Origin of the sequence: Pseudactinotalea sp. Z1739, from assembly GCF_049725055.1 — a bacterium.
Lineage (GTDB): Bacteria > Actinomycetota > Actinomycetes > Actinomycetales > Beutenbergiaceae > CALKWS01.
The window spans coordinates 157,275-183,554 of the sequence record NZ_JBMPQA010000004.1 but is presented as its reverse complement, the minus strand read 5'-3'; the positions used below and the strand labels follow the sequence as shown (position 1 = coordinate 183,554).

Below are 26,280 nucleotides of genomic sequence, written 5' to 3'. Positions count from 1 at the left end.
GGGGAGGGGGGAGGCTGTCTCAGGACGAGGCGTCGTAGCCGGTGCTCGAGACATCCTCCTGAACTCCGGGCAGCATCCGCGCCGGCAACTCCGCGACGACGACCACCACGACGTCCTCGAGTTTCCAGTCCAGGTCGATGATCGCCTCCCGTGCCCGGGTCATCTCCGCAAGGGTGGGCGTGTGGCCCTGGACCGGTACCACGAACGACTCCACGTGGAACACATGGCCCTGGTCGCGTACCCGGGACTGGGCGGCCTGGACCCAGGGCAGCGCGGACAGGGTCTCATCGATCTCCGGGAGCAACGGATGCGGGCCGCTGCCGTCATAGGTCTCCACGCGGGCGTCCATGAGGGCGGCGGTGGCGACCCGAACGTTACGCACCCCATCGCGCAGGATGTTGCCGGCGATGAACAGCGCCGATGCCGTGTCGGCCCACCACAGTCCCGCGCCGAGCCCGATGATCCCGGCGATGGCGCCCAGCGTGGTCATCCAGTCGGCCTTGTTCATCTCGGCATCGGCGTACAGCACGCGATCGTGCAGGTGCCGGGCCAGGGGCATCTTCGCCCGACCGAGTAGAACCGGCGGCAGGGCGGTGTAGGCGAGCACGGCGATCATCAGCCACCCCGACCACACCACCTGCCCGCCTATCTCCACCAGGCCCACCGAGGCGCGATGGCCGGAGAGCAACCCGGCGGCGGAATCGACGAGCAGGAAGGCCCCCAGACCGAACAGGGCGGTCGCGGCCACCAGGTGCCCCACGCCGACGGCCCGGTGGTACCCGTACGGGTGGCGCGGGCTGGGACGGTGCTTGGTGGCGCGGACGGCGAAGAGGAAGGCGATCGGCGGGATGAAGGAGAGCGTGTTCTCCACCACCGCGGCCTGCATCGCCTTGGAGTCCCCCATGGTCAGCAGCAGCAGGGCCACCGCCGTGGCGAAGAATCCGATGGTGATCCACGCCAGGCGAACCGCCCGGCGCAGCGCCGCCTGCACCTGCGGGGGCAACTCGGTGTGTCCGAAACGTGCCATCAGCGCGCCGCCAGCAGGAACCGCTCGAGGGTGACCAGGAAGGCGTTCTCGCCCGCCGGTACGGCCATCACGCGGGGGATCTGCGCGCCGTCGTCGGCTGATTCGGTGTAGGGGCGGGTGAAGCCGGCCATCTCCCGCCAGGGCGAGTCCGCGGTGAGGCCCCCGATCACCAGGTGGAGATCACCACGCTCCAGTTGCCCGATCAGCGCTTCCTCCCCGCCCGGCACCCACACGACCTCGGCATCGAGTGTGGCAGCGAACTCGGTCACGAGTTCTACCTCGGTGCCCGCGGGGTCCCCGTCGGCTCCCTCGGGCAGGTCGGTCCACGGCGGGTTCGGGGAGACGCCGACCAGCAGGGTGCCCCCGGTGACGCGGTCGAGTGTGCCGTCAGGGTCGGCCGGCACGGCGCTGCAGGCACCTAGCGCCAGGATCAGGAGCATGGCCGCGACCGCGATCCTTCTCATCGGGCCCAGTCAACTCCCTGCGGGCGGTTTCGCATCTTGAGGCCGCGATGGTGGCCCGGCCCGGGCATGACGACGTCCCGTGGTCCAGCCCGAATGGGCCGGAAAGGCACTGGACGAGGGTGCCCCTTCCACGGGACGTCGCGGTGACTGCCGGGTATTCGCCAGCGCTATCGCGGGCGAACCCGCGTCGGGTCCGTTGCTACGGGCTGCTAGCGGGCAGCCACCTCACGAGTCCTATAAGAAATCACTTCTCGGACCACCTCCTTTCCCGTGTGGGTTTCTACTGTAAGCACGACGGCGGGAGTTGGGGAAGGCTTTATCGCCCGGCGAACACTGGGCTCGCCCGGGCCTTGCTGTGGCTACCCCGGTCTACTCGGGCGCCGCAGCGCCCGTGGGGGTGGGCGCCGATGCAACCCGGTAGTTACCCGGCGCGAACCTGATCCGAGCAGGCTGCGCGCCCGGTGGATGTGCTCGGCTGGGCAGGCAGGGTGCGCTGTGGGCCCCGGGGCCCACGTGTGTGGGCACGGGCGGTTAGTCTCGGATGCATGACGCAACTGGTGGGCGCCCACGCCGGGCAGGACGATCCGATCGGGTACGCACGCGAGGTCGGGGCAGATCTGGTGCAGATCTTCCTCGGCGACCCGCAGAAGTGGTCGGCTCCGAGTGCGCCGCACCCCGACGGGGCCGACGGGCTTCGCCGGGCCGCGCAGCAGGCCGGCATCGCCCTGGTGGTGCACGCCCCGTACGTGCTCAACGTGGCCAGCCTGAACAACCGGATCCGGATCCCCAGCCGCAAACTCCTGGCCAAGGTGATGGACCTGGCCGGGCAGATCGAGGCGATCGGGGTGGTGGTGCACGGCGGGCACGTGCGGGCCGAGGACGATCCGGAGGTGGGCTTCGACAACTGGCGCAAGGCGATCGAACAGACGCCCAAGCCGGTGCCGATCCTGATCGAGAACACCGCGGGCGGCAACCACTCGATGGCGCGGGGGGTGGAGCGGATCGCACGGCTGTGGGAGTCCGTGAGCGCGGCCGAGGGGAGCGAGCAGGTGGGGTTCTGCCTGGACACCGCCCACGCGTTCGCCGGTGGCGAGGAACTCGACGGGCTCACCGACCGGATCCGGGCCATCACCGGCCGCATCGACCTGGTGCACCTGAACAACTCGCTGGGCGCCTTCAACTCCGGGCAGGACCGCCACGCCGGCATCCACGCGGCCGACGGTCTGATCGAGCCCGGTGCGCTCGGCACCCTGGCCGCGGCCGCGAAGTCCCCGGTGGTACTGGAGACCCCCGGCGCGGGCCATGCCGAGGAACTCACCTGGGTGCGTGAGCAGGTGCGGTGAGCACCCCCGACGGCGCCGCTTCGGCCCCCTAGCGCGCACCACCGGCTGGGGCGGCCCCGGGCGCCCACCCTGGCAGGCGATCGCGGCGGTGCCGTGCCAGACTCAGGGCCGCAGACCGATGGAACCGAGGCCATGAGCACCACACACAGATCGGCGGAGAGTTCCGCCAGGCGTGTCCGGACCAGTCCGACGATGAAGGTCGTGGCCCGCATTGGCTATGCCGCGACCGGGCTGCTCCATCTGGTGCTCGGCTGGATCGTGATCCGGATGGGCACGGCCGATTCGTCGGGGGAGGATGCCGACCAGAGCGGCGCGCTGACCGAGATCGCCTCCCAACCCTTCGGGCGACTTGCCCTCGCGGTGGTGGCGGCCGGCCTCGCCGCGTTGGTGATCTGGCGAGTCCTGACCATCGTCCGGGGTGGGCCGGCACGCGAGCGGCTCAAGGCCGCGGGCAAAGCCGCCGTGCACCTGGTGCTCGCGGTGCTCGCCGCCCGGTACGCCGTCGGCCTGGGCGAAGGAGGCCAGGACGAGGAAGGTCTGACCCGGCAGGTGATGAGTTACCCAGCGGGCCGGATCGCGATCGCCGCCGTCGGCGCCGGTCTCCTCATCGCCGGCATCGTGCACGTCTACATCGGCTGGACCAAGCGTTTCCAGCAGGACCTGCGTGCGAGCAGGCGACCGGAGATATCCCGGGCGGTGAGGAGTCTGGGCCGCGCGGGCTACTGGGCCAAAGGGGCGGCGCTGGCGGTGCTCGGGGTGTTGTTCGGCATCGCAGCCTGGACCGCGGACCCGGAGGAGGCCGGCGGGTTGGATGAGGCGTTCGCTGCCATCGGGGCGCAGCCCTACGGGTCCGTACTGCTCATCATCACCGGCGTCGGGCTGGTCTGCTATGGGTTGTTCTGCTTCGCCCAGTCCCGGTACGTGCGGCTCTGATCAGTCGCCGATGGCCTCGTTCGCCGCCTGCTGGGCCTGGCGCAGGGCCTGGGGCACCTCGATGCGGCCGGCGAACATGTCCTGGAACACCGGGCTGATCTCGTTCGATCCACCGCTCGCCCGGGGGCCGAGCGGTGCGGGCGTGGTGCCTTCCTCGACGGCGTCGAGGAACACCTGCACGTCGACATCCTGACCGGCCCAGTACTGCACGTAGGCCTCCTGGGCCTCCACCACCCCGGGGATGCCCGCTCCGCTCTCGCCCAACGGTCGCTGACCCTGTGCCGAACCGAGCCAGCGAAGCACCTCGATCGTCGCCTCGGAGTCGGCTGCGTGGGCGTTACCCACCGCGGCCACCCCGTGCACCACACTGATGCGCCCGCGCGGTCCCTCGACCTTCGGCGCCAGGTCCCAGTCGAAACCGGCATCGACCAGGTGCGCCAGTGCGGAGGGTCCGGCCTGGAACAGCGCCAGTTCCTCCCGCAGGAACAACTCGCGGGAGAAGGCGGGGTCGTTGTTGGTGTCCTCGGCCGCGGGGGCCACCTGATGGGTCTGGATCAGGTCCACCACGTATCCGAACGCGGCCTCCCCCGGCGGGGTGGCGAAGGTGTACCTGCCGGACCCGTCCTGGAACCGGCCCCCGTTCTCCGCCAGGAAACTCAGCCAGATCGCCTGCGCGTCGTGCTGGGCGTTGAATCCGAACCGGACGACGTCCTCCGCGTCGAAGCCCGGCTCGTCGGCGGTGCTCCCCTCGGCGTCGACCGTGAGCGCCTGGGCCGCCCCCACCAACGTGTCCGCGGCTCCGGTGGGGTCCCAGCGCAGGCTCGTCGGATCGACACCGGCCTCCTCGACCAGGTCGGTGTTGTAGTACAGCGCGGTCGACTCCCACAGTTGCGGCACCCCCCACTGGGTGCAGTCCCGGCGGTACAGGTCGGCCACCGGCTCCGTCCAGGCGTCGTGGTCGCCACCGATCGCCTCGTCCAGGTTGATCATCTGGCCGGTGTCGGCGTGCGCGCCGAAGTTGGCGGTGTTGGTCCAGAACACATCGGCCATGGTGCCAGCCTCGAGGTCCTCCGGTAGCCGATCCCAGTAGTCCTCCCAGGCCACCACCTGCACGTCCACGGTGATCTCCGGGTGCTGTTCGGTGAAGGCCTCGAAGGACTCCTCGTAGGCGGCCGCGACGGTGTCGTCCCAGATGCGGAAGGTCACGGTTGCCTCGGCGTCCTCGGAGTTCGGCGCGTCCTCCGGGATGCCTGAGCAGGCCGCCAGGGCCAGGACTGTCCCGCCCAGCAGCGCGGGCAGGGCGAGCACGGTGCGACGACGGCGCGAGGTTGTCCTCATCGAGGCTCACAGCCATCCACGGCGCTGAGCGGTGCGGGCGGCTTCCACCCGGGTGGTGGTGCCGGTCTTGCCGATCGCCGAGGACAGGTAGTTGCGCACCGTCCCGGTGGACAGGTGCACGTGCGCGGCGATGGTGGCGATCGGGGCTCCCTCCAGGGCCTCGCGCAGCACGTCCTTCTCCCGGTCCGTCAGCGGGTTCGGGCCGCCGGAGAGGGACTCGGCGGCCAGCGTCGGGTCCACCACCCGAAGACCGGCATGAACCCGACGGACCGCCTCGGCCAACTCGGTGGCCGGGGTGTCCTTGACGACGAATCCGCTGGCACCGTTGTCCATCGCCCGGCGCAGGTAGCCGGGCCGGTCGAAGGTGGTCACGATCAGCGAGCGCACCCCCGGGGTCTGCTGGTGCAACTGTCCGGCCACCGCGATGCCGTCCATGCCCGGCATCTCGATGTCCAACAGGCACACCTGCGCGCGGTGCCGGCGGACGGCGTCGAGCACCTCATCGCCCCGGCCCACCTCGGCCACCACCTGCAGGTCCTTCTCCAGGTTCAGCAGGGCGGCCAGGGCCCCGCGTACCAGCGCCTGATCGTCGGCCAGGAGCAGCCGGATGGGTCCATCACCCATGGGTGGTCGCTCGCGCTTCGGGTTGGTCGGTGGCGGTGGCGGTGGCGGTGGCGGTGGCGGTCCCGGCGGACCGGTTCCCACCGGTTCCTGCCTGCTCGCCTGCCGTGCGGGCGCTCTCGGGTGGGTCGGCGTCGGGGTCCAGGGTGGCCGTCACCTCGGTGCCACGACCTCCGGCGCCGGTTGTGATGGACAGCGTGCCGCATCCGATGCGCTCGGCGACCCCGCGCAACCCGTGGCCGGTCGCACCTTCGGGAACCCCCACGCCGTCGTCGGTCACCCGGATCCAGGAACTGCCCAGCAACACCTGGCACCGGGTGGCGGCCGAGTGACGCACCACGTTGGTGACCAGTTCTCGCAGTACCCAGGCCAGCACGATCCGGTGCCGCGGGTCCACGGCGCTGGTGTCGGTGGGCAGTTCCGCGGTGATACCGGCCCCGGACAGGGCCGCACCGGCGCGTTCCAGCTCATCGTCCAGCCGGGCCACGCGCAACCCGGCCACGGTGGCGCGCACCTCGGCCAGGGCCTCGCGGGTCAGGGCCTGGATCTGGGCTAGTTCGTGCTGAGCCTGCTCGGGGTTGACCTCGATCAGTCGTTCGGCCAGTTCGGCCTTGACCGTGATGACGGTCAGGGAGTGACCGAGCACGTCGTGCACGTCCCGGGCCACCCGGTCGCGTTCGGCCGCGAGTTGGCGTTCGTCCTCCAGCGCCCGGTGGGCGGTCTGGCGTTCCTCCAGCACCCGGACCAGGCCGTTGCCCACCCCCACCCCGAGGATGATCGCCACGAAGAACCACATCGAATCGAACTCGCCGATCATCGCCGGCCAGATGATGGCCGTTGCCAGCGCGAGGACCATCACGACGCCGGCCCAGCGCAGCGGCAGGGTGAAGGCGCTCAGGGCGACCAGGAACACCACCAGGCTGAGCACCCAGGGCCCGAGCACGGGGACTACTGCCAGGATCAGCAGCGTCAGCACGCTCAGGTGTGTCACGCCCACCCGGGTGGCCTGGGCTGCAGTTTCGGTACAGCCGAGGCGTACGAAGCCGGCGACGTAAACGGCGGCGTAGAGCAGCACCCCACCGATCGCGAGCACCCGCACCAGTAGGGAGTGGTCGCTCTGATAGACGGCGATGATGGGGAAGGCCAGGAAGAGCAGCCAGATGGTGGCCATCACCCAGCCGAACCGGTCCCACGGGTTCGTCCCGAGGTCGGCGTCGTCGGCTCCGGGCACCGACGAACCATCGCCGGTGCGCTCGGCGATGCTGGTCGCGGGCTCGGTGTGCCGGTCGCCCTGGTCGGAAGTCATCGTTGACGTCGATCCTGCCATGGATGTCTCGTCGTCGGCAGGAGTCGGATCGACGCCGACCGCTCCAACTCGGTCTCCCTCGCCGGGTTCATCACGACCCCCTCACTGCCGGGCGCGGCCGCCGCGCACCAGGGCGATCGCGATCAGGCCGAGGATGAGGGTCCAAGCAACAACGTTGGTCAGCGGGACCCACAGCGGTTCGTGGACCGGGTCGCCGTTCATCGTGGCCAGCCACCCCTCGGTGAGCGGGTAGCGGGCCAGGGCGGCGTACCCGTACAGCGGGGTGAACTTGGCGATGGCCAGCAACGCCCCGGACAGGGGCATGAACATGTTGCCCAGGAACGCCAGCACAACCGTGGAGCCACTGGCCACCGCGATGGCGGACTCGGACTTGATCGCCAGGCCCCACACCAGGCCCCACAGGGCGAACAGGGCGGCGCCGGGGATCACGATCAGGGCACTGAGCACCCACGCCCGGGCCGAACCCTCGGCGCCGGTCAGGGCGCCGAGGCCGTAGATCAGGGCGATCGGCAACGCCGCGATCACCACCGCCACGAGTGCCTTGGTGCCCACGTAGATGGAGTCACGCAGTGGCGTCAGGCCGAGTTGGCGGCCCCAACCCTGCATCCGTTCCACCGCGGTCTGCCCACCGATCGAAGTGGTCGCCACCACCGCCCCGTAAGCGGCCATCGCGATCATGATCGACATCGCCACGTTGCCGTTACCCGCCGGTTCACCGCTGAACTCCATCGCGGCACCGAAGATCAGGTAGAAGAACGCCGGCAGCACCACGATGAAGAAGATGCCCATGAACTCGCGGAACTGACGCTTCAGTTCCAGTCCCAGGATGGTGACGTTCATCGGTCCTCCTCATGGTCGGTCTCGCTCTGCTCCACCGGCGCGGCGCCGGTCAGCGCCACGAAGGCGCTCTCCAGGTTCGCGCTGGCGATCTCCAGGCCACTGGCGCCCACCTCGCTGAGCAGGGCCAGAGCGGCGGCGTCGGTATTGCTGGCCCGCAGGTAGGCCCGCCGCCCGTTGCGGCGGACATCGGTGATGACGTCCAGCGCGGCGATGTCGTCGAGCAGGTCCTGGGCACCGTGTTCGGGTAGGTCCACCGACAGGGTGCGCCCGGAGTTGCGTTCCCGGATCTCACTGGTGGCGCCGTCGGCCACGATCTTCCCGCCGGAGATCATCACGATCCGCTCGGCGAAGTTCTCCGCCTCCTCCAGATAGTGGGTCGCGAAGACCACCGAACGCCCCGCGCGGGCCTCGGTACGCATGGTGTCCCAGAACTCCCGCCGTGCCGTCACGTCCATTCCCGCGGTGGGCTCGTCCAGGATCAGCAGTTCCGGGTCGGGCAGCAGCGCGAGGGCGAACCGCAACCGTTGCTGCTCTCCGCCGGAGCATGTGGAAACCTTCCGGTTGGCCAACTCGTTCAGCCCGGCCCGGTCGAGCACCTCCTGCACCGGGCGGGGTGCGGTGAAGGTGGAGGCGACGTAGCGCACCGTCTCGGCCACCGTCAGGTCCCGGAGCAGGCCACCGGTCTGCAGTAGCGCGGAGACCTTTCCGGCCAGGACCGCCTCACGGGGGGCCAGCCCCATCACCGCGACGCTGCCGGCGTCGGGTGGGACCAGGCCCAGCACGATGTCCAGCGTGGTGGTCTTGCCGGCCCCGTTCGGTCCGAGGAAGGCCACGATCTCGCCATGGCCGATGGTCAGGTCGACCCCGTCGACGGCGTGGATGCGCCCGTCCTTGCCGGGGAAGCTCTTGCGCAGGCCCCGGACGGCGATAGCCGGTGGTCTCGGTGCGAGGGCGGCACCGCGATCGGCGACGACCGCGTTCTGGGTAGTTGAGGGGTGCATGGTGACAAGAGTGCTCGGCCTGGACCCTCACCGGTCAGACCCTGCTGTCACCTGCTCCCGATGACATCGGTCATAGCCGCTGCCGGGATCGGCCAGACTAGAGGCCATGTTCACTACGCGCCCCGAGCTCCTCGGCACCTTCGGCATGGTCGGCTCCACCCACTGGCTGGCTTCCAGCACCGGCATGGCGGTGCTGGAGGACGGCGGGAACGCCTACGACGCCGCCGTGGCGGCGGGGTTCGTGCTGCACGTGGTGGAGCCGCACCTGAACGGGGTCGGCGGGGAGATGCCCCTGATCGGGCACGAAGGCGCCACCGGCCGCACGTTCGTGGTCTCCGGGCAGGGGGTGTCTCCGGCCGCGGCCACCGCCGGCGCCTTCACCGACCTGGGCCTGGACGTGGTGCCCGGCACCGGCCTGCTGGCGGCCACGGTGCCCGGCAGCTTCGGTGCCTGGATGCACATCCTGGCCGCCTACGGCACCAAGTCGCTGCGCGAGGTACTGCGCTACGCCATCGGCTACGCCGCCCACGGCCACCCCGTGCTGCCCGGCGCGGCCGCCGCGATCAAGGCCGTGGCGCCGGTGTTCACCGAGCACTGGGGCACCTCGGCCGAGGTCTACCTGCCCGGCGGCGCCGCCCCGCGGGCCGGTGCCCTGGTCACCAACGCCGTCCTGGCCGCCACGCTGGAACGCATCGTCACCGAGGCCGAAGCCGCCTCCCGCAACCGTGAGGTGCAGATCGAGGCTGCCCGGCGCGCCTTCTACTCCGGTTTCGTGGCCGAGGCGATCGACGCCTTCGCCGCCACCAAGCAGTGGGACGGGAGCGGCGAACCGCACGCCGGCCTGCTCACCGGCGCGGACCTGGACTCCTGGGTGGCCACCGAGGAGGATCCGCTGCTGCTGGACGTGGCCGGTGCCACGGTTGCCAAGACCGGGCCGTGGGGCCAGGGCCCGGTGATGTTGCAGCAGTTGGCGATGCTGGACGCCCTCGACATCGGCTCGGCCGAACTGGGCTCGGCGGAGATGGTGCACACCGTGACCGAGGTGGCCAAGTTGGCCTTCGCCGACCGGGAGGCCTACTACGGCGACCCCGACCACGTGCGGGTCCCGATCCAGGACCTGCTCAGCCCCGCCTACGCCGCGCAGCGGGCGACGTTGGTCGGTCCCGAAGCCAGTACCGACTTCCGGCCCGGCTCACCCGGTGGCACCACGCCGCACCTGGGGCAGGCGGTGCTTGCGGCGATGGCCGCTGATGCCGGGCACGACGCCGGCGTGCGGTTGCCCGGTCAGGGTGAGCCCACGCTGGACGGTGGGACCGCCTCCGCCGGCCCGGTCGCCGGCGCCGACATCGAGGGCGCCGAGCGCGCCGGTCGGGGCGACACCTGCCATCTCGACGTGGTGGACCGGTGGGGCAACGCGGTCTCGGCCACCCCCTCGGGCGGGTGGCTGCAGTCCTCCCCGGTCGTTCCCGGGCTCGGCTTCGCCCTGGGCACCAGGGCGCAGATGTTCTGGTTGGAGCAGGGCCTTCCGGCCAGCATCGCCCCACGCCGGCGCCCGCGTACCACCCTGTCGCCGGGGATGGTGCTGCGCGAGCACGGGCCGATGGCTTTCGGTACCCCCGGCGGGGACCAGCAGGACCAGTGGACCATCCCGTTCCTGATCGCCCACCTGTTCGGCGGCCACAACCTGCAGGCCTCGATCGATGCTCCGAGTTGGCACACCACGCACCTGCCCTCCTCATTCTACCCGCGCCAGGCCGAGATGGCCGGGCTGCACGTGGAGTCACGTCTGGGCGAGCAGGTGCTGGCCGAACTGCGCCGCCGTGGGCACCGCGTCACCGACGCCGGACCCTGGTCGCTCGGCTTCATCAGTGCCGCCGGCCGGCGCGCCGACGGTCTACTGCACGCGGGCGCGAACCCCCGGCGGATGCAGGGCTACGCCGTCGGACGCTGACCCCCGGCAGCGAGCGCCTCGCGCACGGCGTGGTAAGCGGGTTTGGGCTGGTAGTCGCCGTGCAGGAGCAGCGCGCCGCCGGTGCCGGGGAACCAGCCAGGCACCCAGGACTGCTCATCCAGCACGCCCCAGGGGGTGAGTGACTCACAACCGGGCACATCCAGGGCGATCCGGGTGATCCGGGCGTACCAGTCGGCCTGCTGATCCAGGTGTTCCTCGCTGAGGCCGCCTTCACCCGTCACCGGGCCGCGGACATCGAGTTCGGTGATCGCGGTGCGCAGGCCCAGGTCAGCGAACCGTTTCAGGTTCTGGGGCAGGTCCTCGGGGAAGGGCGCGGACATGTCCAGGTGCCCCTGCACACCGAACCCGTGCACCGGCACACCCTGTGACCGCAGGTCCCGGAGCAACGCGTACCAGGCGTCGGACTTCGCGCCGTGACGTTCGACGTCGAAGTCGTTGCCGAACAGCAACGCGTCCGGGTCCGCATCGTGGGCCCAGGTGAACGCGTCGGCGATGATCTCCGGCCCGAGTGCGCCCAGCCACGGGTTCTGCTCGGTACGCAACCGGCCGTCGTCGTCGAGGATCTCGTTGACCACGTCCCAGTGCTGGATGCGACCGGCATAACGACCCACCACGGTCTGGATGTGCGTGCGCAGGAGCCGCCGCAACTCCTCCGGGCTGTGGTCCCCGCCGGTGATCCAACCCGGGTTCTGGTTGTGCCACAGCAGCGTGTGTCCGCGCACGTGCTGGCCGTGCTCGGCGGCGAAGTCGACGATCGCGTCGGCCGCGGCGAAGTCGAACTCGCCGGGCGCGGGTTGGAGCCACTCCCACTTCGTCTGGTTCTCCGGGGTCAGCGAGGAGAACTCGGCGGCCAGCACCTGCCGGTACCGGGCGGCGGTGAGCAGCGGCATCGTCGTGGCGGTGCGGCCGTACCCGGCCACCGCGGCGCCGATCCGGAGCCGGTCGGGCGCATGGGCGCGCAGCCCACCCTGGCTCTGCTCGTCGGCGCGCTGGTGCCCGGCGGGTGAGCCGGTGGGGATGTTCATTCGTGATTACCTTCCGTGCGGCGTTGTTCATACCGGTGCCCCGGGCCGCGTGCGAACCGGCCCGGGGCACTGGTGGTGGGTGGTTCAGCCGAGCATGGTGCGGCACTCGGCCAGTGCCGGGTGATTATTCCACCGGGCGTGACCACCGGGATTGGTCTGCACCAGGGTCTGCTGCACGGCGCAGAAGGCGGGCTTGCGCTCGTAATCGCCCTCCAGCAGCAGGGCGCCGCCCTGACCCTCGAACGTGGCAGGCACCCAGGAGTGCTCATCCAGTACACCCCACACGGTGAAGGAGGTGCAGCCGGTCACGTTCAGGCAGGCCTGCAGGCCCTGGCTGTACCAGTCGGCCTGTTGCTCCAGCAGTTCCGGGCTCAACCGACCCTCGTCGTCGACGTAACCGCGCACGTCCATCTCGGTGATCGCGGTCTGCAGACCCAGGGCGTCGAAGCGCTCGAGGTTCTCCTGCAGTCGGCCGTCGAAGCCGTACATCAGGCCGAGATGGCCCTGGATGCCGAAACCGTGCACCGGGACACCCTCGGCGAGCAGGTCCTGGATCAGGTCGTAATAGGCGTCCGCCTTCTCGTTGGTGCCCTCGACGTTGTAGTCGTTGAAGAACAGCAGGGCGTCCGGGTCCGCCTCGTGGGCCCAGTGGAAGACGTCAGCGATGACCTCCGGGCCCAGTTCGCGCAGCCAGATGTTGTCCTGCATGCGCAGTTCGGCGTTGTCGTCGAAGATCTCGTTCGCGACGTCCCACTGCTGGACCTGCCCGGCGTAGCGGTCCACCACGGTGTGGATGTGGGTGCGCAGGATGTCGCGCAGTTCCTCCGCGGTGAAGTCGCCCTCCTCCAACCAGGCCGGGTTCTGGCTGTGCCACATGAGGGCGTGCCCGCGCACGTGCTGGCCGTTGTCGGCGGCGAAGGCGACCACCTCATCGGCCGCGGCGAAGTCGAAGGTGTCGGCATCGGGCCGCAGGGCGTCCCATTTCATCTGGTTCTCGGGGGTGAGGGAGGAGAACTGCGCCGCCAGGAAGTCCCGGTACTCGGCGTCGTTGGGGAACGGCTCGGGATAGTCCTGGTTCCCGTGATGCCCGCCTCCGGCGGCCGCGGTGCCGATTCGCAGATCGTCCGGGGCCCACGAGCGCAGGGTGTCCTGTTCGGCGAGGCCGGGTGGGAGTTCGCCCTCCTGTCCGGGCGGCCCGGCGTGTCCGGGCGGGCTTGCCACGGCCGGTGCCGCCAGGGCGGCGGTGCACAGTCCCGCGCCGAGGATGGCGGCGGCCCGCTTGATGGATGTCATCGTCATCGATCTCTCCTTTTCTACCCGCCGGTGTAGTCGAGGCGCACTCCGCGGCGGTGGACGGAGTGGCCGGTCAGTCCCTCTGGTGGGTTACGGGCATCACCCCTTCACTGCGCCCTGCAGACCGGAGACGATCCGCTTCTCCATCGCCAGGAAGAACACCAGTGCCGGGATCATCGCCAGGGTGGTGAAGGCGAGTACACCGGCGGTGTCCTGGGCGTGCTCGGTGGAGAAGTTCGCCACCCCCAGCGGCAGGGTCTGTGCGCTGGGGGAGGACAGGATCAGCAGCGGTAGCAAGTAGGCGTTCCAGGAGGCCACGAACGCCAGCACTCCCACGGTGACCAGACCGGGGCCGGACAGCGGCAGCAGGATCCGCCAGAAGAACCCGATCCGGGAGGCACCGTCGATCAGCGCGGCCTCCTCGAGTTCCACCGGCAGGGCACGCAGGAACGGGCGCAGGATGACCACCGTCATCGGCAGCGCGAAGGCCGCTTGGGGCAGCGCCACCCCGAGGACGGAGTTGGTCAGTCCCATGTCCCGGATCATCAGGAACAGCGGGATGATCGCCACCGTCAACGGGAACAGCAGGCCGAGGGTGAAGATCAGGAAGAGGATCTCCCGGCCGGCGAAGGTGTACCGCGCCAGTGGGTAGGCGGCCATCACTCCGGCCACGCACACCACCACCGTGGTCACCAGTGCGATCACGGTGGAGTTCATCGCCAGGCGCCAGAAGGTACCGGAGGTGATCACGTCGATGTAGTTGGTGAACACCCACGGGTCCGGCATGCCCACCGGGTTCATCGCGAGTTGGGCGTTGGTGCGGAAGCCACCGAGCGCGGCGTAGAGGACCGGGCCCACGGTCATGGCCACCACCACCAGCGCGATGGCGTACACGATCGGGTTGCCGCCGGCGAAGGCGTTGGAGCTCCGTCGACGACGACGGGTGGCCGGCTCGTCCAGGACGGCCGGCTTCTCGGACGGGACCACGGGCGCGCTCATCGCTTCTTCCTTCTCGGCTTCGGTGCGTCAGTGGTGTCGCGGCGCAGGACGAACACCTGGTACAGCGCGGCCAGGGTCAGGGAGATCGCGAACAGCAGCACCGCCACCGCCGAGGCGTAGCCGTACAGGCTGCGGTTGGTGCCCTGGTCGATCAGGTACACCGCCATGGTGACGGTGGCGTTCGCCGGCCCGCCGCCGGTCAGGATCCATACCATGTCGAACAGTTGCAGGGACCCGATCATGGACAGGAAGGCCCAGGTGCGGATGGTGGGACCGAGCAGCGGGATGGTGATCTTGAACTGCACCTTCCACCAGGAGGCGCCGTCGATCTGTGCGGCCTCGTACAACTCGGGGGGCACACCCTGCAGGCCGGCTAGCATCAGGATCACCGCCAGGCCGAGGTACTTCCAGGTGAGCACCCCCATCACGGTCCACAGCGCGATCTCGGTGTCCGCCAGCCACAACTGGGTCCACTCACCCAGGCCGACCGTCTCCAGCAGGTCGTTGACCATGCCGCGGGGCTGCAGCAGCAGGAACCAGACCACCCCGGCCACGACCTCGGCGAGCACGTAGGGGATGAAGATGATCACCCGGAGGAGCGACTGGCCCCACATCTGCCGGTTCAGCAGCAGCGCGATCCCCAGGCCCAGGGGCAACTGGATCAGCACCGACAACACCACGATGGTCAGGTTGTTGACCACCGCGTCGGTGAACACGCTGTGACTCAGCGCCCGGGCGTAGTTCTCCAGCCCGATCCAGTTCTCCAGCGGTCCCAGGCCGTTCCACCGGTAGAAGGAGTACCGCACCGCCTGGGCCACCGGGAAGGCGATGAAGACGGCCACCAGGGCCAGGGCCGGGGCGGTGAAGAAGGCGATCTCGGCGCGCTTGCGCCACGAGGACCGTGGCCTGCGCTGCGGTGCGGACCGGCCCTTCCGGGTGCGGGAGGCCCCGCCGGGCCCGCCAGGTTCAGAACCTGGGCGGCCCGGCGGGGCGGAAACCGGTTGTGCCATCGGGTATTACTCGTTGGCGGCGGCGTCGACCATCGCGTCGACCACGTCCTGCGGGGAACCCTGTCCCGCAAAGATGTCCACGACGGCTTCGTTCATCGCGCCACCGATGTTCTCACCGAAGGCGGTGTCGAAGTACAGCTGCACCAGCGAGGCCTCGTCCCGGGTGGTGAGCAGCTCGGCCAGGGCCTCATCCGAGACCGAGTCACTGGCCGCTGGGTTGGTGGGCAGGCCCATGTCGTTCTCGGCGAAGCCGATCTGGATCTCGTCGCTGAGCAGGTAGGCCACGAAGTCCACTGCGGCGTCCGGGGCGTCGGCGTTCAGGCCCCAGGCGTCACCGCCGCCGAGGACTGCGCCCTGGTCTCCTTCGCCACCGTCGATGGCGGGGAAGCCGAACCAGCCCAGGTTGAACGGGATGGTGTTGTCATCCATCAGGCCCTGCATCACACCCGGCTCCCAGTGCCCGGCCAGCTCCATCGCCACCTGCTCGGTGGCCAGCAGGCCGGATGCGCTGGTGGGGCCGGTCTGGGCCGGGGTGGCCAGGAAGCCCTCGTTGAACGGCTCGGTCTCGATCAACTCCTGCAGGTGCTCCCCGGCACTGACCCAGCAGGCGTCGGAGAAGTCGTGCTGCTCCACCGCGGCCACCACGGACTCCTCGGCGCAGGCGCGCAGGGCGTAGTAGTAGTAATAGTGCGCTGCCGGCCAGCCCTCGCCCGCACCCACCGAGACCGGCTCGATGTCGGCTGCCTTGAGTGCGTCCACCGTGTCGTTGAACTCGTCCATCGTGGTGGGCGTCTCGGAGATCCCGGCCTCCTCGAACAGGTCCTGGTTGTACCAGAAGCCCACCACGCCGGAGGTGAAGGGGATGGCGTAGACACGCTCGTCCACGGTGTAGCCACCGGTGTAGGCCTCCACCACGCCGATGGTGTCCGCGGCGTCGTCGGTCAGGTCGCGCAGCAGGCCGGCCTCGGCGTGTGAGGCGGTCTCCCCACCACCGCGCTCCATGAAGATGTCCGGGTGGTCGCCGGTCTGGAAGGCCGCGTCCAACCGGGTGAGCATGTCGTCGTGGGCGATCGCGGTGATCTCGATGGTCACCCCCGGGTTGTCCGCCATGAAGTCCTCGGCGGCCTGCTCGTAGAAGGACTGGCCCGGATCATTGTTGGAGTTGTGCCACCACGTGATGGTGACCTCCTCACCGTCGGCCGCACCGTTCTGCGTGCCATTGCTGCCCGGGTCGGTGTCTCCGTTCGTACCGTTGTCGCCGCCACAGGCGGCGAGAACCAGCGCGGTCAAACTTGCTGCGGCGATCGTTGTCGCTACTCGACGTCGTGACATGTCTCCTCCAAGGTCGTCCTTGACGTGGCTTGAATGTTTGCAGGTTGAACAAAGACTCGTCAATCGATTTCGATAACGATTTATAGACAAAGCGAGATTCAGTCCGGAGCGCGCTAGGTTGTAGGAATGACGATTGCGCGGCGAGTGACGATCGCTGATGTGGCACGGGTGGCGGGTGTCTCCACCGCCACGGTGTCGAAGGTGATCAATGACCGCTACGGGGTAGCGGCCGCCACCGGCGCGCATGTGCGTGGGGTGATCGAGGATCTGGGCTACGTCTCCAGCCTGGGTGCGCGCAGCCTGCGCAGCCTGCGCACCAATGTGCTGGGCATCCTGGTGGCCGACTTCGAGCCGTTCAGCACCGAGTTGCTCAAGGGTGCCTCCCGGGCGGTGCACGACACCGGCTATGAACTGCTCGCCTACTCGGTGGGCCGGGCCGGTCAGGAGACCGCGGGCTGGGAGCGGCGCTCGCTCAGCCAACTGCACGGCACCTTGATCGACGGGGCGATCCTGTGTACCCCCACGATCGTGGAGGTTCCTGCGGGAGTGGCGGTGGTGGCGGTGGACCCCCACACCGGGCCGACGGCGCTGCCCACCGTGGACTCCGACAGTTTCGGCGGGGCGAAGGCCGCCACCGAGCACCTCCTCGGGCTGGGCCACCGGCGCATTGCCTTCATCGGCGGGCGTGATGACCTGAACTCCTCCAGGGAGCGCGAGCGTGGGTACCGTGCCGCCATGCAGGGCGCCGGGTTGGAGGTCGACGACGCACTGGTGCGCTTCGGTGACTACACCGGGGAGCCGGCCGCAGGCGCGGTGGCGGAGATGCTGGCGGAGCAGAATCCGCCCACGGCGGTCTTTGCCGCGAACGACCTGTCCGCGATGGGTGTTCTGGAGGCGGCTGCCGAGGCCGGCTTGCGGGTGCCGGAGGATCTGTCGATCGTCGGCTTCGACAACATCCCGGAGTCGGCCCTGACCACCCCGGCGCTGACCACGGTGGAACAGCCCATCCAACAGATGGGTGAGCGGGCCCTGACGATGTTGATCGACCTGCTCGCGGGCCGGCAGACCGAGGCGCATGTGCGGCTGCCCACGCGACTGGTGGAGCGCGGCAGCTGCGGGCCGGTGCGCTGACTACCCGACCACCTGCACTAGGTGCGTAGTTGCGGCACCGGCTCCACCCGGTGCACCCCACGCGGCCGGTAGCCCAGGTCGGCGGATTGGCCGACCAGGTCGGCCAGCAGCCAGATGATGCTCAGCCACATCTCGGTGCCCTGCAGGCCGGGCCGGTTGCCCGCCGCGCCCTGGTCGGCTGCTCCGGGAGCGGCGAAGGCGAAGCCGGAGCCGTGGTGCCAGGTGCCCAGGGCGTCGCCGAGCAGCCGGTGAGCCAGCGCGGTGATCTCGCCGCGTCGGTGTGGGGTTTGCCGCCCGGCCAGCCACAACGGGTGGGCTACGTCCAGCACGTTGCAGGCGTTCTGCCGCTCCGGTGTGAAGTAGCGCTCGCCGCCGGCGTGGCGCAGCACCGTGTCGATCACGGCTTCGGGGTAGGGGACCGGCAGCCCGAACTGGGCGAAGGTGCCGCGGGTGAGCCGGTAGTAGCCGTTCACCACCAGCAGCGGTTCCTGGTCGCGCAGGCTGCCCCACATCCCGGTGCCCGGGTCGACGTGCCGGTGCAGCCAGCCGAACAGCGCATCGGCCAGGGTCTGATCGGCCCTGCCGCGCGGCAGGTCCCAGCGCAGCCCGGTCGCCAGCGCGTCGACGCCGTCGCCGGCGTTCCAGGCGTTGGTCCGCCAGGGCAGGGCGCCGACCTGTTCGCGTAGTTGCGCCGGGGTCAGTGCCGACGACGGCGTGGGGTGCGGCAGGTGTGCGCCGAGCAGGTCGAGGGCGTACCCCACGCTCAGGACGTGGTAGCGCGGGCCGGCGTCACCCTCCTCCTGGGTGCCGTCGGGCCGCAGTTCGGGGATCTGGCCGCCCGGGCGCTGCCAGGAGGTCAGTCGCTGGATCTGGTCCGCTTCGTCGAGTTGGTCCGGGGCGCGGCCGAGCAGCAGGTCGGCGATCTCGATCGCGTCGCACTGGGCCCGTACGGTGACTCCGGTGCCGGGGCGGTCCCGGAACAGGCCCAGGTCGGTATCGAAGGCGCGCTCCAGCAACTCCCGCGCCTGCGCACGGGCGCGGTCGGCGAACGTTCGCAGCTCTCCGGCCGGATCCGGTTCGGCGCTTCCCGCGTCCGCGGGCCTGGTGTCGGCCGGTCCGGTGCGTGCCGGTTCGGCTCCGGTGCGCCCCTGCCCGGCCCCCGCCGGTGCGCCCTGCCCGGCCCCCGCCGGTGCGCCCAGCCCGGCTGCCGTCGTCGTCGGCCCCTCGGGGGGCACCCGCCACCGGATCAGGCGTGCCGGGTTCCCGCCCACCACCGCTCCGTCCGGAACGTCCTTGGTGACCACGGCGCCGGCGGCGATGACGCTCTTGTCCCCGACGTTGATGCCGTCCAGCAGCACCGCGTGTGAGCCGATCCAGACGTCGTCGCCGATGGTGATGCCGCGGGCGGTCAACGGCTGGCGGAAGATGAACTCCTCGGGGTCGTCCATGGTGTGGTTGAAGGCCAGGATCGAGGTGTGTGCGCCGATGCGCACCCCGGTTCCGGCCCGGACGCTCCCGCGCACCACGGTGAAGGCGTTGATCGAGCAGTCCGGACCGAACGCCACCTCGTCGGTGAGGTAGGCGTGGGCGGCCACGTAGGTGCGATCGCCGAGGTCGAGCCGCTCGGCCTGGACCGAGGCCAGCGGGCTCAGGTAGGCGTCGGTGCCGATCCGCCAGCCCGGATTCTGCTGCCGCAACCGGTGCTGGTGGTCGGCCTGGGCCCGGCGCTGGTCATCGGTGGCGCGGCCGGGGAACAACCAGGGCGAGTAGTCGTGATCGGCGGGGGTCGCGGATGCGGATCCGGGCGCGGCCGGCGATGCGAGTGTGGGCGTGGACTCGGCCTCGGTCTCGTCCTGGCTGGTGTCTGCGCTGTTCACCTGTGCTCCCGCTGGATCTGCCGTGGGGTACCAGCCTAGGGGAGCGGTCGGGTGGAGTCCCGGGCCACCAGGTGGGTGGCGAGTTGGATGTGGTGGGAGGCCGGTGGGTGCCCCTCCATCAGGTCCAGCAGTGTGCGCACCCCCGCGGGGACCGGGGTGTGGTCAACGCAGCGAACCCCGCGTACCGTCACCGACCAGGGGATCACCCGAACAACCGACCGGAGGAAACCGTCAATGTCTGCTGTGCTGCACGTCGCCACCACCGGCTCCGACCGGGACGACGGCTCGGCCTCCGCCCCGCTGCGCACCATCAACCACGCCGCCCAGATCGCCCAGCCGGGTGACACCGTGCTCGTCCACGGTGGTGTGTACCGGGAGTGGGTACGCCCGGCCCACGGTGGCCGCAGCGACCGGCGCCGGATCACCTACCAGGCCGCCGATGGTGAGCAGGTGGTGATCAAGGGCTCCGAGCAGATCACCGGCTGGGAGCGCGACGGGGGCACGGTGTGGCGCGCAACCATCGACAACAGCCTCTTCGGTGAGTTCAACCCGTTCGCCGAAACCGTCTCCGGGGACTGGGTCCTCTACCCCGCCGGGGCTCCGCCCAAGCACCTGGGCGAGGTGTACCTGAACGGGCGCAGTTTCTACGAGGTCCACTCCCGCGCCGAGGTGGCCGACCCACCCCTGCGCACCTCCGCCGTCGACCACTGGACCGACACCACCGACCACATCCGCGACCCGGAGCAGACCCGCTTCGTGTGGTACGCCGAGGTCGGGCGGGACAGCACCACCGTCTGGGCGAACTTCCAGGACGCGGACCCCAACCAGGCCCTGGTCGAGGTGAACGTGCGCCCGGCGGTGTTCCTGCCCGACCGACCGCACGTGGACTACATCACAGTGCGCGGTTTCGAACTGGCCCAGGCCGCCACCCCCTGGACCCCGCCGACGGCCGACCAGCCCGGCCTGATCGGCCCGAACTGGGCCAAGGGCTGGGTGATCGAGAACAACATCATCCACGACGCCAAGTGCTCGGCGATCTCCATCGGCAAGGAGGCCTCCACCGGGCACAACTTCGCCACCACCCGCCGGGACAAACCGGGCTATCAGTACCAGATCGAGTCGGTCTTCACCGCCCGCCAGTACGGCTGGGACCGCGAGCACATCGGCTCCCACGTGATCCGCGGCAACACCATCTACGACTGCGGACAGAACGGCATCGTGGGCCACCTGGGTTGTGTCTTCTCCACCATCGAGGACAACCACATCCACAACATCGCGATCAAGCGGGAGTTCTTCGGCCACGAGATCGGCGGCATCAAACTGCACGCCCCGATCGACGTGCAGATCAGCCGGAACCGGATCCACGACTGCACCCTGGCGATCTGGCTGGACTGGCAGACCCAGGGCACCCGGGTCAACCACAACATCCTGTACGCCAACAAGCGCGACCTGTTCATCGAGGTCAGCCACGGCCCCTACCTGGTGGACCACAACCTGCTGGCCTCCCCGGTCGCGATCGAGTCGATGAGCCAGGGCGGCGCGTACGTGCACAACCTGGTGGGCGGGTCGGTGCGGATCGAGCAGGAGATGGAACGGGCCACGCCCTACCACCTGCCGCACAGCACCCAGGTGGCCGGCTACGCCTTCATCCAGGCCGGCGACGACCGGTGGCTCGGCAACATCTTCCTCGGCGGCGACATCGCCGATGCCTACGGCCCCGACACGATCCTCGCCGACCCGAACGCCGGATACGGGCTGGCCGGCTACAACGGCTATCCGGGCAGTTTCGCCGAGTACATCCAGCGCGTGCACAGCCGGTTCCCGAACGGGGACCACCGCCGCTTCAACGGTGTGCCACAGGCGGTCTACGCACGAGAGAACCTCTACCTCGCCGGGGCCCGGCCCTTCGAGGGGGAGGACTCCGCGCGGGTGCTCGCCGGGGCGGCGAGCCTGCAGATCCACGACGACGGCGATGCCGGCTACCTGCACCTCCTCCTGCCGGAGGGGTCGGGGGAGGCAGGGCTGGGCGTGATCACCAGCGAGGACCTGCCGCGGGTGCGGCTCGTCGATGCCGAGTTCGACCAGCCCGACGGCAGCCCGGTGGTGCTCGGCTCGGACCTGCTCGGCCGGGACAGGACCGCCGGCGCCCGCTACCCGGCGGGACCGTTCGCTGAACCCGCCGAGGGCGAGTCCCGCCGTCGGCTGTGGTGAGTCGTCTGTGGTGAGTCCGGGTGAAGCGATTCCGGCGCCGGTGACATAGGCCGGGCGGAGGTGATCGGCGATGGCGAACAGAGGACATCGTGTGGCGGCGCTGGTGCTCGGGCTTCTGCTCGGCCTGAGTGCCTGTGGGGCGGGCAGCACTGACCCCGGGGAGGATCCCGACACAACCGTGCCCGAGAGCCCCACCGCCCCGGATGAGGACGACGGCGCGGGTGACGACGACGGCGCGGGTGAGGATGACGGCGCGGACGCTTCTGATGACCCACGCGTGCAGGACGCGCGGGCGGACCTGGCCGAGCGCACCGGCGCCGACCCGGGGGACATCGAGGTGATCGAGCAGCGGTCGGTGACGTGGCCGGATGGGTCGATCGGGTGCCCGGAGGAGGGCATGTCCTACATCCAGGTGTTGACCGAGGGTGACCTGCTCGTCCTGGCCGCCGACGGTGTCGAGCACCGCTACCACGCCGCCGCCGAGGAGGACTTCTTCCACTGCGCCGACCCCCAGGACCCGCTGCCGGAAGACTCCGAACACTGATCGCTTGACTTCGCGGATCCTGGACCGAGTGCGCGCAAGCGTCGGCCCGCAGTCGATCCATGTGCCGCGAAGTCAGCGCCGGCTGCGGGCCCCTACAGGTAAATGAGTCACAACGATAGACTCCAGACGGTGCTGGGTAACATCTGCACCGGAGCAACGCCGACAAGGGCGGGACCCGCCCGAATCAGAGGGAGTTCACTGTGGAACGTTCGTTCAATACCGTTGCCGTGCTCGGGATCGGGAAGGTCGGTGAACTCGTTGCCGATCTGCTGATGCGTTCGGGGTTCAGCGTGGTGGGGTACGACTCTCGTCCGCGGGCGGACCTGGGCTTCGCGGTCAAGCAGCTCGACGTCACCGACTCCCACCGTTTGCGCGAGGCGCTGGGCACGGCCGACGCGGTGCTGACGTGCCTGCCCTATCAGCACAACATCGCCGTGGCCGAGGCCGCCCGGCAGGTGGGTGTGCACTACTTCGACCTCACCGAGGACGTCCCGACCACGAACCGGGTGCGTGACCTCGCCCAGGACTCCACCGCCATCTTCGCCCCCCAGTGCGGCCTGGCCCCGGGGTTGATCGGCATCATCGGTGCGTCCATGGCGGCGGTTTTCGAGGAGATCCGCTCCATCGAGCTCAAGGTGGGTGCGCTGCCGCAGAACCCCACCGGCCTGCTCGGCTATGCGTTCAACTGGTCCTCCCTGGGGGTGGTGAACGAGTACCTGAACGACTGTGAGGTGGTGCGCGGCGGCCGCCGCCAGATGGTCCCGGCGATGACCGCGAAGGAACGCGTGGTGATCGGGGGCGTGGAGTTCGAGGCGGCCCTGACCTCCGGCGGGCTGGGCACGATGTGCCAGACCTACGAGGGCCGGGTGCAACGGCTGGATTACAAGACGCTGCGCTACCCGGGCCACTTCAAGCAGATGCAGTTCCTCTTCGACGAGTTGCACCTGCGCGACCGGCGCGAACTGGCCGATGAGATCCTCGTCAACGCCAAGCCGCCAGTCAACGACGATGTGGTGCATCTGCACGCCGCGGTGGAGGGTGTGCGTGAGGGGACGCTGCAACGCCTCAACGACGTGCGCGCCTTCCGGCCCATCGAGATCGGCGGGCGCACCTGGCGGGCGATCTCCTGGATCACCTCCGCCTCAGCGGTGTCCATGGTGGAATTGGCCGCCACGGGACGATTGCCGAATACCGGCTTCATCCGCCAGGAGGACATCGCCCTGTCCGACCTGGTGGACACCCAGGCGGGTTCGCTGATCACCACCCACGGAACCACCTCCCGCGGAAAGGACCTGTCATGACGGATCTGGCCACACTGGCGCAGCAGACACTGGCGCGACTGGGGGCGCAGGACCCCTTCCACGACGACGGCGACCTGATCGTGCGCACCCCGATCGACGGCAGCGAACTGGGCCGGCTGCGCAGCCACACCCCAGCGGACGTCGACGATCTCATCACCACCGCTCAGGAGGCCTTCACAGCCTGGCGCACCGTCCCGGCCCCCGAGCGCGGCGCCCTGGTGCGCGAGTGGGGGAACCTGCTGCGCGAGCACAAGGACGACCTGGGCACCCTGGTCACCCTGGAGGCGGGCAAGATCCCCAGCGAGGGCGCCGGTGAGGTGCAGGAGATGATCGACATCTGTGACCTCGCCACCGGGCTGTCCCGCCAACTCTTCGGGCTGACCATCGCCTCCGAGCGCCCCGGGCACCGGATGATGGAGCAGTGGCACCCACTCGGCGTGGTCGGGGTGATCACCGCCTTCAACTTCCCCGTGGCCGTGTTCTCCTGGAACGCCGCACTGGCGCTGACCTGCGGTGACCCAGTGATCTGGAAGCCCTCGGAGAAGACGCCGCTGACGGCGTTGGGCACCCTGGCGCTGCTGGAGCAGGCAGCCCGGCGCGTGGGGGCACCGGCCGGGCTCGGCGCGGTGCTGCTGGGGGACGCAGCGGTCGGGCAGGTGATGGTCGACGACGAGCGGGTGCCGCTGATCTCGGCCACCGGCTCCACCGCGATGGGCAAGAAGGTCGCCCCCCGCGTGGCCGCCCGCCTGGGCCGCACCCTGCTGGAACTGGGCGGGAACAACGCCGCGATCGTGGCCCCGAGCGCCGACCTGGACCTGACCGTGCGCGGGGTGGTGTTCTCCGCCGTCGGAACCGCCGGGCAGCGGTGCACCACCCTGCGCCGCCTGATCGTGCACGCCGACGTCAAGGACGAACTGGTCGGGCGGTTGAAGTCGGCGTATGAGACGCTCCCGATCGGCTCCCCGCTGGACGGGGGCACGCTGGTGGGCCCGCTGCTGGAGGAGGTTTCGGCGGAGCGGTTCACCGCCGCGATCGACCGGGCCACCGCGGACGGCGGCACGCTGATCACCGGCGGCGAGCGCGTGCCCGGGCCCGGGTCCGGGGTGTACGTGCAGCCGGCGATCGTGGACATGCCCGCCCAGACCGAGATCGTGCGCACCGAGACCTTCGCGCCGCTGTTGTACGTGCTCACCTACACCGACTTCGACGAGGCCATCGCGCTGCACAACGGCGTCACCCAAGGGCTGTCCTCCTCGATCTTCACCCGCGATGTGCTGGAGGCGGAGACGTTCCTGTCCGCGACCGGCTCGGACACCGGGATCGCCAACGTCAATATCGGGCCTTCCGGGGCGGAGATCGGTGGTGCCTTCGGTGGGGAGAAGGACACCGGTGGCGGGCGCGAGTCCGGGTCCGATGCGTGGAAGATCTACATGCGCCGGACCACCAACACAGTCAACTACTCACGCGAACTCCCGCTGGCCCAGGGGGTGGAGTTCGGATGAGCACCTCCTCGCAACGACCGGCGTCGATGACCCCTGATGAGTTGTTCGCGATCGACTCCCTCCTGTCGGAGGAGGAGAAGGAGGTCCGGGGCACCGTTCGGGCCATGATGGACAAGCACGTGCTGCCCGACGTGGCGCAGTGGTACGAGGACGGGCAACTACCGGCCCGGGAACTGGCCCGGACCCTGGGCGAGGTGGGCCTGCTGGGCATGCACCTGCAGGGCTATGGGTGCGCGGGCATGTCCGCCACCGCCTACGGGCTGGCGTGCCTGGAACTGGAGGCCGCGGACTCGGGGATCCGATCGTTGGTCAGCGTGCAGGGCTCCCTGGCCATGTTCGCCATCCACGCCTTCGGATCGGAGGAGCAGAAGGAGCACTGGCTGCCGCGGATGGCCACCGGCGAGGCGATCGGGTGCTTCGGCCTGACCGAACCCGACCACGGCTCCGACCCTGCCGGGATGCGCACCACCGCCCGCCGCGACGGCAGCGACTGGGTGCTCAACGGCACCAAGATGTGGATCACCAACGGCTCCATCGCGGACGTGGCCGTGGTGTGGGCGCGTACCGAGGAGGGCATCCGCGGATTCGCCGTCCCCACCGACACCCCCGGCTTCAGTGCCCCGGAGATCGAACGGAAGATGTCCCTGCGCGCCTCGGTCACCTCCGAACTGGTACTGCAGGACGTGCGGTTGCCCGCCGCGGCGATGCTGCCGGAAGCCCGGGGGCTGTCCGGGCCGTTGCGCTGCCTGAACGAGGCCCGGTTCGGGATCGTGTTCGGGGCGCTGGGTTCGGCCCGCACCTGCCTGCTCACCGCCCTGGAGTACGCGGGCACGCGGGAGCAGTTCGACCGGCCGATCGCCGGGTTCCAACTCACCCAGGCCAAGTTCGCGGACATGACCCTGGAGTACGGCAAGGGCGTGCTGCTGGCACTGCATCTGGGCCGGCGCAAGGACGCCGGGGATCTGGCGCACCAGCAGGTGAGCCTGGGCAAGTTGAACAACGTGCGCGAATCGCTGGAGATCGCCCGGACCTGTCGCACCATCCTCGGTGCGAGTGGGATCAGCGCCGAGTACCCGGTGATGCGGCACGCGAACAACCTGGAGTCGGTGCTGACCTATGAGGGCACCAGCGAGATGCACGCCCTGGTGATCGGGCAGGCCCTCACGGGTATCGCCGCGTTCCGTTGAGG

22 protein-coding genes are annotated in these 26,280 nt (G+C 69.9%); 9 read left to right on the top strand and 13 right to left on the bottom strand.

Translation table 11 applies throughout. The annotated features are described in order from the left end of the window. Nucleotides 1–19: 19 nt before the first annotated feature. The gene (locus tag ACO0LV_RS06980) at nucleotides 20–1,027 is read right to left on the bottom strand and encodes a cation diffusion facilitator family transporter (protein WP_424787158.1); all 1,008 of its coding nucleotides are present in this window, start codon (nucleotides 1,025–1,027) and stop codon (nucleotides 20–22) included. Then, a complete protein-coding gene (locus ACO0LV_RS06975) occupies nucleotides 1,027–1,491 on the bottom strand; it encodes a transporter substrate-binding domain-containing protein (RefSeq protein WP_424787157.1) in 465 nt (154 codons plus the stop codon). The genes ACO0LV_RS06980 and ACO0LV_RS06975 overlap by 1 nt, the downstream gene beginning before the upstream one ends. Nucleotides 1,492–2,036: 545 nt before the next feature. On the opposite strand from ACO0LV_RS06975, the gene ACO0LV_RS06970 reads away from it, so the two are divergent. Then, nucleotides 2,037–2,834 (top strand): deoxyribonuclease IV, encoded by a 798-nt coding sequence (locus ACO0LV_RS06970; RefSeq protein WP_424787156.1) that lies wholly within the window; start codon nucleotides 2,037–2,039, stop codon nucleotides 2,832–2,834. Between the two features lie 132 nt (nucleotides 2,835–2,966). Continuing rightward, the gene (locus ACO0LV_RS06965; protein ID WP_424787155.1) at nucleotides 2,967–3,767 is read left to right on the top strand and encodes a DUF1206 domain-containing protein; all 801 of its coding nucleotides are present in this window, start codon (nucleotides 2,967–2,969) and stop codon (nucleotides 3,765–3,767) included. On the opposite strand, the gene ACO0LV_RS06960 is transcribed toward ACO0LV_RS06965, so the two are convergent. From ACO0LV_RS06960 to ACO0LV_RS06940, 5 genes are all read right to left on the bottom strand, one after another. Then, nucleotides 3,768–5,105, bottom strand: a complete 1,338-nt coding sequence (locus ACO0LV_RS06960; protein WP_424787154.1) for an ABC transporter substrate-binding protein — start codon at nucleotides 5,103–5,105, stop codon at nucleotides 3,768–3,770. It lies immediately after the preceding gene. 6 nt (nucleotides 5,106–5,111) lie between these two features. After that, entirely contained in the window at nucleotides 5,112–5,729 is a 618-nt protein-coding gene (locus tag ACO0LV_RS06955; RefSeq protein WP_424787153.1) for a response regulator, read from the bottom strand. After that, on the bottom strand, nucleotides 5,722–7,032 hold the full coding sequence (locus ACO0LV_RS06950; RefSeq protein WP_424787152.1) for a sensor histidine kinase: 1,311 nt from the start codon (nucleotides 7,030–7,032) through the stop codon (nucleotides 5,722–5,724). The genes ACO0LV_RS06955 and ACO0LV_RS06950 overlap by 8 nt, the downstream gene beginning before the upstream one ends. 102 nt (nucleotides 7,033–7,134) lie before the next feature. Beyond that, nucleotides 7,135–7,893 (bottom strand): ABC transporter permease, encoded by a 759-nt coding sequence (locus ACO0LV_RS06945; protein ID WP_424787151.1) that lies wholly within the window; start codon nucleotides 7,891–7,893, stop codon nucleotides 7,135–7,137. Beyond that, nucleotides 7,890–8,894 carry an ABC transporter ATP-binding protein gene (locus ACO0LV_RS06940; protein ID WP_424787150.1) on the bottom strand — a complete coding sequence of 335 codons (1,005 nt, stop codon included), beginning with the start codon at nucleotides 8,892–8,894 and terminating at the stop codon, nucleotides 7,890–7,892. The genes ACO0LV_RS06945 and ACO0LV_RS06940 overlap by 4 nt, the downstream gene beginning before the upstream one ends. Nucleotides 8,895–9,000: 106 nt before the next feature. On the opposite strand from ACO0LV_RS06940, the gene ACO0LV_RS06935 reads away from it, so the two are divergent. Beyond that, nucleotides 9,001–10,845, top strand: coding sequence for a gamma-glutamyltransferase family protein (locus ACO0LV_RS06935; RefSeq protein ID WP_424787149.1), 1,845 nt, complete (start codon nucleotides 9,001–9,003; stop codon nucleotides 10,843–10,845). Here the strand turns inward: ACO0LV_RS06935 and ACO0LV_RS06930 are convergent. From ACO0LV_RS06930 to ACO0LV_RS06910, 5 genes are all read right to left on the bottom strand, one after another. Then, nucleotides 10,827–11,891 (bottom strand): endo-1,4-beta-xylanase, encoded by a 1,065-nt coding sequence (locus ACO0LV_RS06930; protein ID WP_424787148.1) that lies wholly within the window; start codon nucleotides 11,889–11,891, stop codon nucleotides 10,827–10,829. The genes ACO0LV_RS06935 and ACO0LV_RS06930 overlap by 19 nt on opposite strands. Before the next feature lie 84 nt (nucleotides 11,892–11,975). Continuing rightward, entirely contained in the window at nucleotides 11,976–13,190 is a 1,215-nt protein-coding gene (locus ACO0LV_RS06925) for an endo-1,4-beta-xylanase (RefSeq protein ID WP_424787147.1), read from the bottom strand. A 93-nt stretch (nucleotides 13,191–13,283) separates the two neighbouring features. Then, nucleotides 13,284–14,183: a carbohydrate ABC transporter permease gene (locus tag ACO0LV_RS06920; protein ID WP_424787146.1), complete on the bottom strand. Its 900-nt coding sequence runs from the start codon at nucleotides 14,181–14,183 to the stop codon at nucleotides 13,284–13,286. Further along, nucleotides 14,180–15,193 carry a carbohydrate ABC transporter permease gene (locus ACO0LV_RS06915; RefSeq protein ID WP_424787145.1) on the bottom strand — a complete coding sequence of 338 codons (1,014 nt, stop codon included), beginning with the start codon at nucleotides 15,191–15,193 and terminating at the stop codon, nucleotides 14,180–14,182. The genes ACO0LV_RS06920 and ACO0LV_RS06915 overlap by 4 nt, the downstream gene beginning before the upstream one ends. A 6-nt stretch (nucleotides 15,194–15,199) precedes the next feature. Further along, a complete protein-coding gene (locus tag ACO0LV_RS06910; RefSeq protein WP_424787144.1) occupies nucleotides 15,200–16,525 on the bottom strand; it encodes an ABC transporter substrate-binding protein in 1,326 nt (441 codons plus the stop codon). Nucleotides 16,526–16,651: 126 nt separating this feature from the next. Between ACO0LV_RS06910 and ACO0LV_RS06905 the strand changes: the two genes are divergently transcribed. Next, complete coding sequence (locus ACO0LV_RS06905; RefSeq protein ID WP_424787143.1) at nucleotides 16,652–17,656, top strand: LacI family DNA-binding transcriptional regulator; 1,005 nt, start codon at nucleotides 16,652–16,654, stop codon at nucleotides 17,654–17,656. A gap of 17 nt (nucleotides 17,657–17,673) precedes the next feature. Here ACO0LV_RS06905 and ACO0LV_RS06900 read toward each other — a convergent pair whose 3' ends face one another. Continuing rightward, on the bottom strand, nucleotides 17,674–19,533 hold the full coding sequence (locus ACO0LV_RS06900; RefSeq protein WP_424787142.1) for an acyltransferase: 1,860 nt from the start codon (nucleotides 19,531–19,533) through the stop codon (nucleotides 17,674–17,676). A gap of 234 nt (nucleotides 19,534–19,767) precedes the next feature. Between ACO0LV_RS06900 and ACO0LV_RS06895 the strand changes: the two genes are divergently transcribed. The 5 genes from ACO0LV_RS06895 (at nucleotide 19,768) to ACO0LV_RS06875 (ending at nucleotide 26,278) form a co-directional block, all read left to right on the top strand. Continuing rightward, complete coding sequence (locus ACO0LV_RS06895; protein WP_424787141.1) at nucleotides 19,768–21,744, top strand: right-handed parallel beta-helix repeat-containing protein; 1,977 nt, start codon at nucleotides 19,768–19,770, stop codon at nucleotides 21,742–21,744. 70 nt (nucleotides 21,745–21,814) lie between these two features. Next, entirely contained in the window at nucleotides 21,815–22,288 is a 474-nt protein-coding gene (locus ACO0LV_RS06890) for a hypothetical protein (protein ID WP_424787140.1), read from the top strand. Between the two features lie 143 nt (nucleotides 22,289–22,431). Beyond that, nucleotides 22,432–23,589 (top strand): saccharopine dehydrogenase C-terminal domain-containing protein, encoded by a 1,158-nt coding sequence (locus ACO0LV_RS06885; RefSeq protein WP_424787309.1) that lies wholly within the window; start codon nucleotides 22,432–22,434, stop codon nucleotides 23,587–23,589. Further along, nucleotides 23,586–25,091 carry an aldehyde dehydrogenase family protein gene (locus ACO0LV_RS06880; RefSeq protein ID WP_424787139.1) on the top strand — a complete coding sequence of 502 codons (1,506 nt, stop codon included), beginning with the start codon at nucleotides 23,586–23,588 and terminating at the stop codon, nucleotides 25,089–25,091. The genes ACO0LV_RS06885 and ACO0LV_RS06880 overlap by 4 nt, the downstream gene beginning before the upstream one ends. Next, nucleotides 25,088–26,278 (top strand): acyl-CoA dehydrogenase family protein, encoded by a 1,191-nt coding sequence (locus ACO0LV_RS06875; RefSeq protein ID WP_424787138.1) that lies wholly within the window; start codon nucleotides 25,088–25,090, stop codon nucleotides 26,276–26,278. The genes ACO0LV_RS06880 and ACO0LV_RS06875 overlap by 4 nt, the downstream gene beginning before the upstream one ends. The last annotated feature ends 2 nt before the right edge of the window (nucleotides 26,279–26,280 follow it).

Coding starts and splice junctions, on each gene's coding strand:
- ACO0LV_RS06970 (WP_424787156.1), top strand. CDS start 2,037: ATGACGCAACTGGTGGGCGCCCACGCCGGGCAGGACGATCCGATCGGG.
- ACO0LV_RS06910 (WP_424787144.1), bottom strand. CDS start 16,525: ATGTCACGACGTCGAGTAGCGACAACGATCGCCGCAGCAAGTTTGACC.
- ACO0LV_RS06890 (WP_424787140.1), top strand. CDS start 21,815: ATGGCGAACAGAGGACATCGTGTGGCGGCGCTGGTGCTCGGGCTTCTG.
- ACO0LV_RS06945 (WP_424787151.1), bottom strand. CDS start 7,893: ATGAACGTCACCATCCTGGGACTGGAACTGAAGCGTCAGTTCCGCGAG.
- ACO0LV_RS06940 (WP_424787150.1), bottom strand. CDS start 8,894: ATGCACCCCTCAACTACCCAGAACGCGGTCGTCGCCGATCGCGGTGCC.
- ACO0LV_RS06955 (WP_424787153.1), bottom strand. CDS start 5,729: ATGGGTGATGGACCCATCCGGCTGCTCCTGGCCGACGATCAGGCGCTG.
- ACO0LV_RS06905 (WP_424787143.1), top strand. CDS start 16,652: ATGACGATTGCGCGGCGAGTGACGATCGCTGATGTGGCACGGGTGGCG.
- ACO0LV_RS06950 (WP_424787152.1), bottom strand. CDS start 7,032: ATGACTTCCGACCAGGGCGACCGGCACACCGAGCCCGCGACCAGCATC.
- ACO0LV_RS06975 (WP_424787157.1), bottom strand. CDS start 1,491: ATGAGAAGGATCGCGGTCGCGGCCATGCTCCTGATCCTGGCGCTAGGT.
- ACO0LV_RS06880 (WP_424787139.1), top strand. CDS start 23,586: ATGACGGATCTGGCCACACTGGCGCAGCAGACACTGGCGCGACTGGGG.
- ACO0LV_RS06920 (WP_424787146.1), bottom strand. CDS start 14,183: ATGAGCGCGCCCGTGGTCCCGTCCGAGAAGCCGGCCGTCCTGGACGAG.
- ACO0LV_RS06915 (WP_424787145.1), bottom strand. CDS start 15,193: ATGGCACAACCGGTTTCCGCCCCGCCGGGCCGCCCAGGTTCTGAACCT.
- ACO0LV_RS06935 (WP_424787149.1), top strand. CDS start 9,001: ATGTTCACTACGCGCCCCGAGCTCCTCGGCACCTTCGGCATGGTCGGC.
- ACO0LV_RS06980 (WP_424787158.1), bottom strand. CDS start 1,027: ATGGCACGTTTCGGACACACCGAGTTGCCCCCGCAGGTGCAGGCGGCG.
- ACO0LV_RS06965 (WP_424787155.1), top strand. CDS start 2,967: ATGAGCACCACACACAGATCGGCGGAGAGTTCCGCCAGGCGTGTCCGG.
- ACO0LV_RS06895 (WP_424787141.1), top strand. CDS start 19,768: ATGTCTGCTGTGCTGCACGTCGCCACCACCGGCTCCGACCGGGACGAC.
- ACO0LV_RS06960 (WP_424787154.1), bottom strand. CDS start 5,105: ATGAGGACAACCTCGCGCCGTCGTCGCACCGTGCTCGCCCTGCCCGCG.
- ACO0LV_RS06875 (WP_424787138.1), top strand. CDS start 25,088: ATGAGCACCTCCTCGCAACGACCGGCGTCGATGACCCCTGATGAGTTG.
- ACO0LV_RS06930 (WP_424787148.1), bottom strand. CDS start 11,891: ATGAACATCCCCACCGGCTCACCCGCCGGGCACCAGCGCGCCGACGAG.
- ACO0LV_RS06925 (WP_424787147.1), bottom strand. CDS start 13,190: ATGACGATGACATCCATCAAGCGGGCCGCCGCCATCCTCGGCGCGGGA.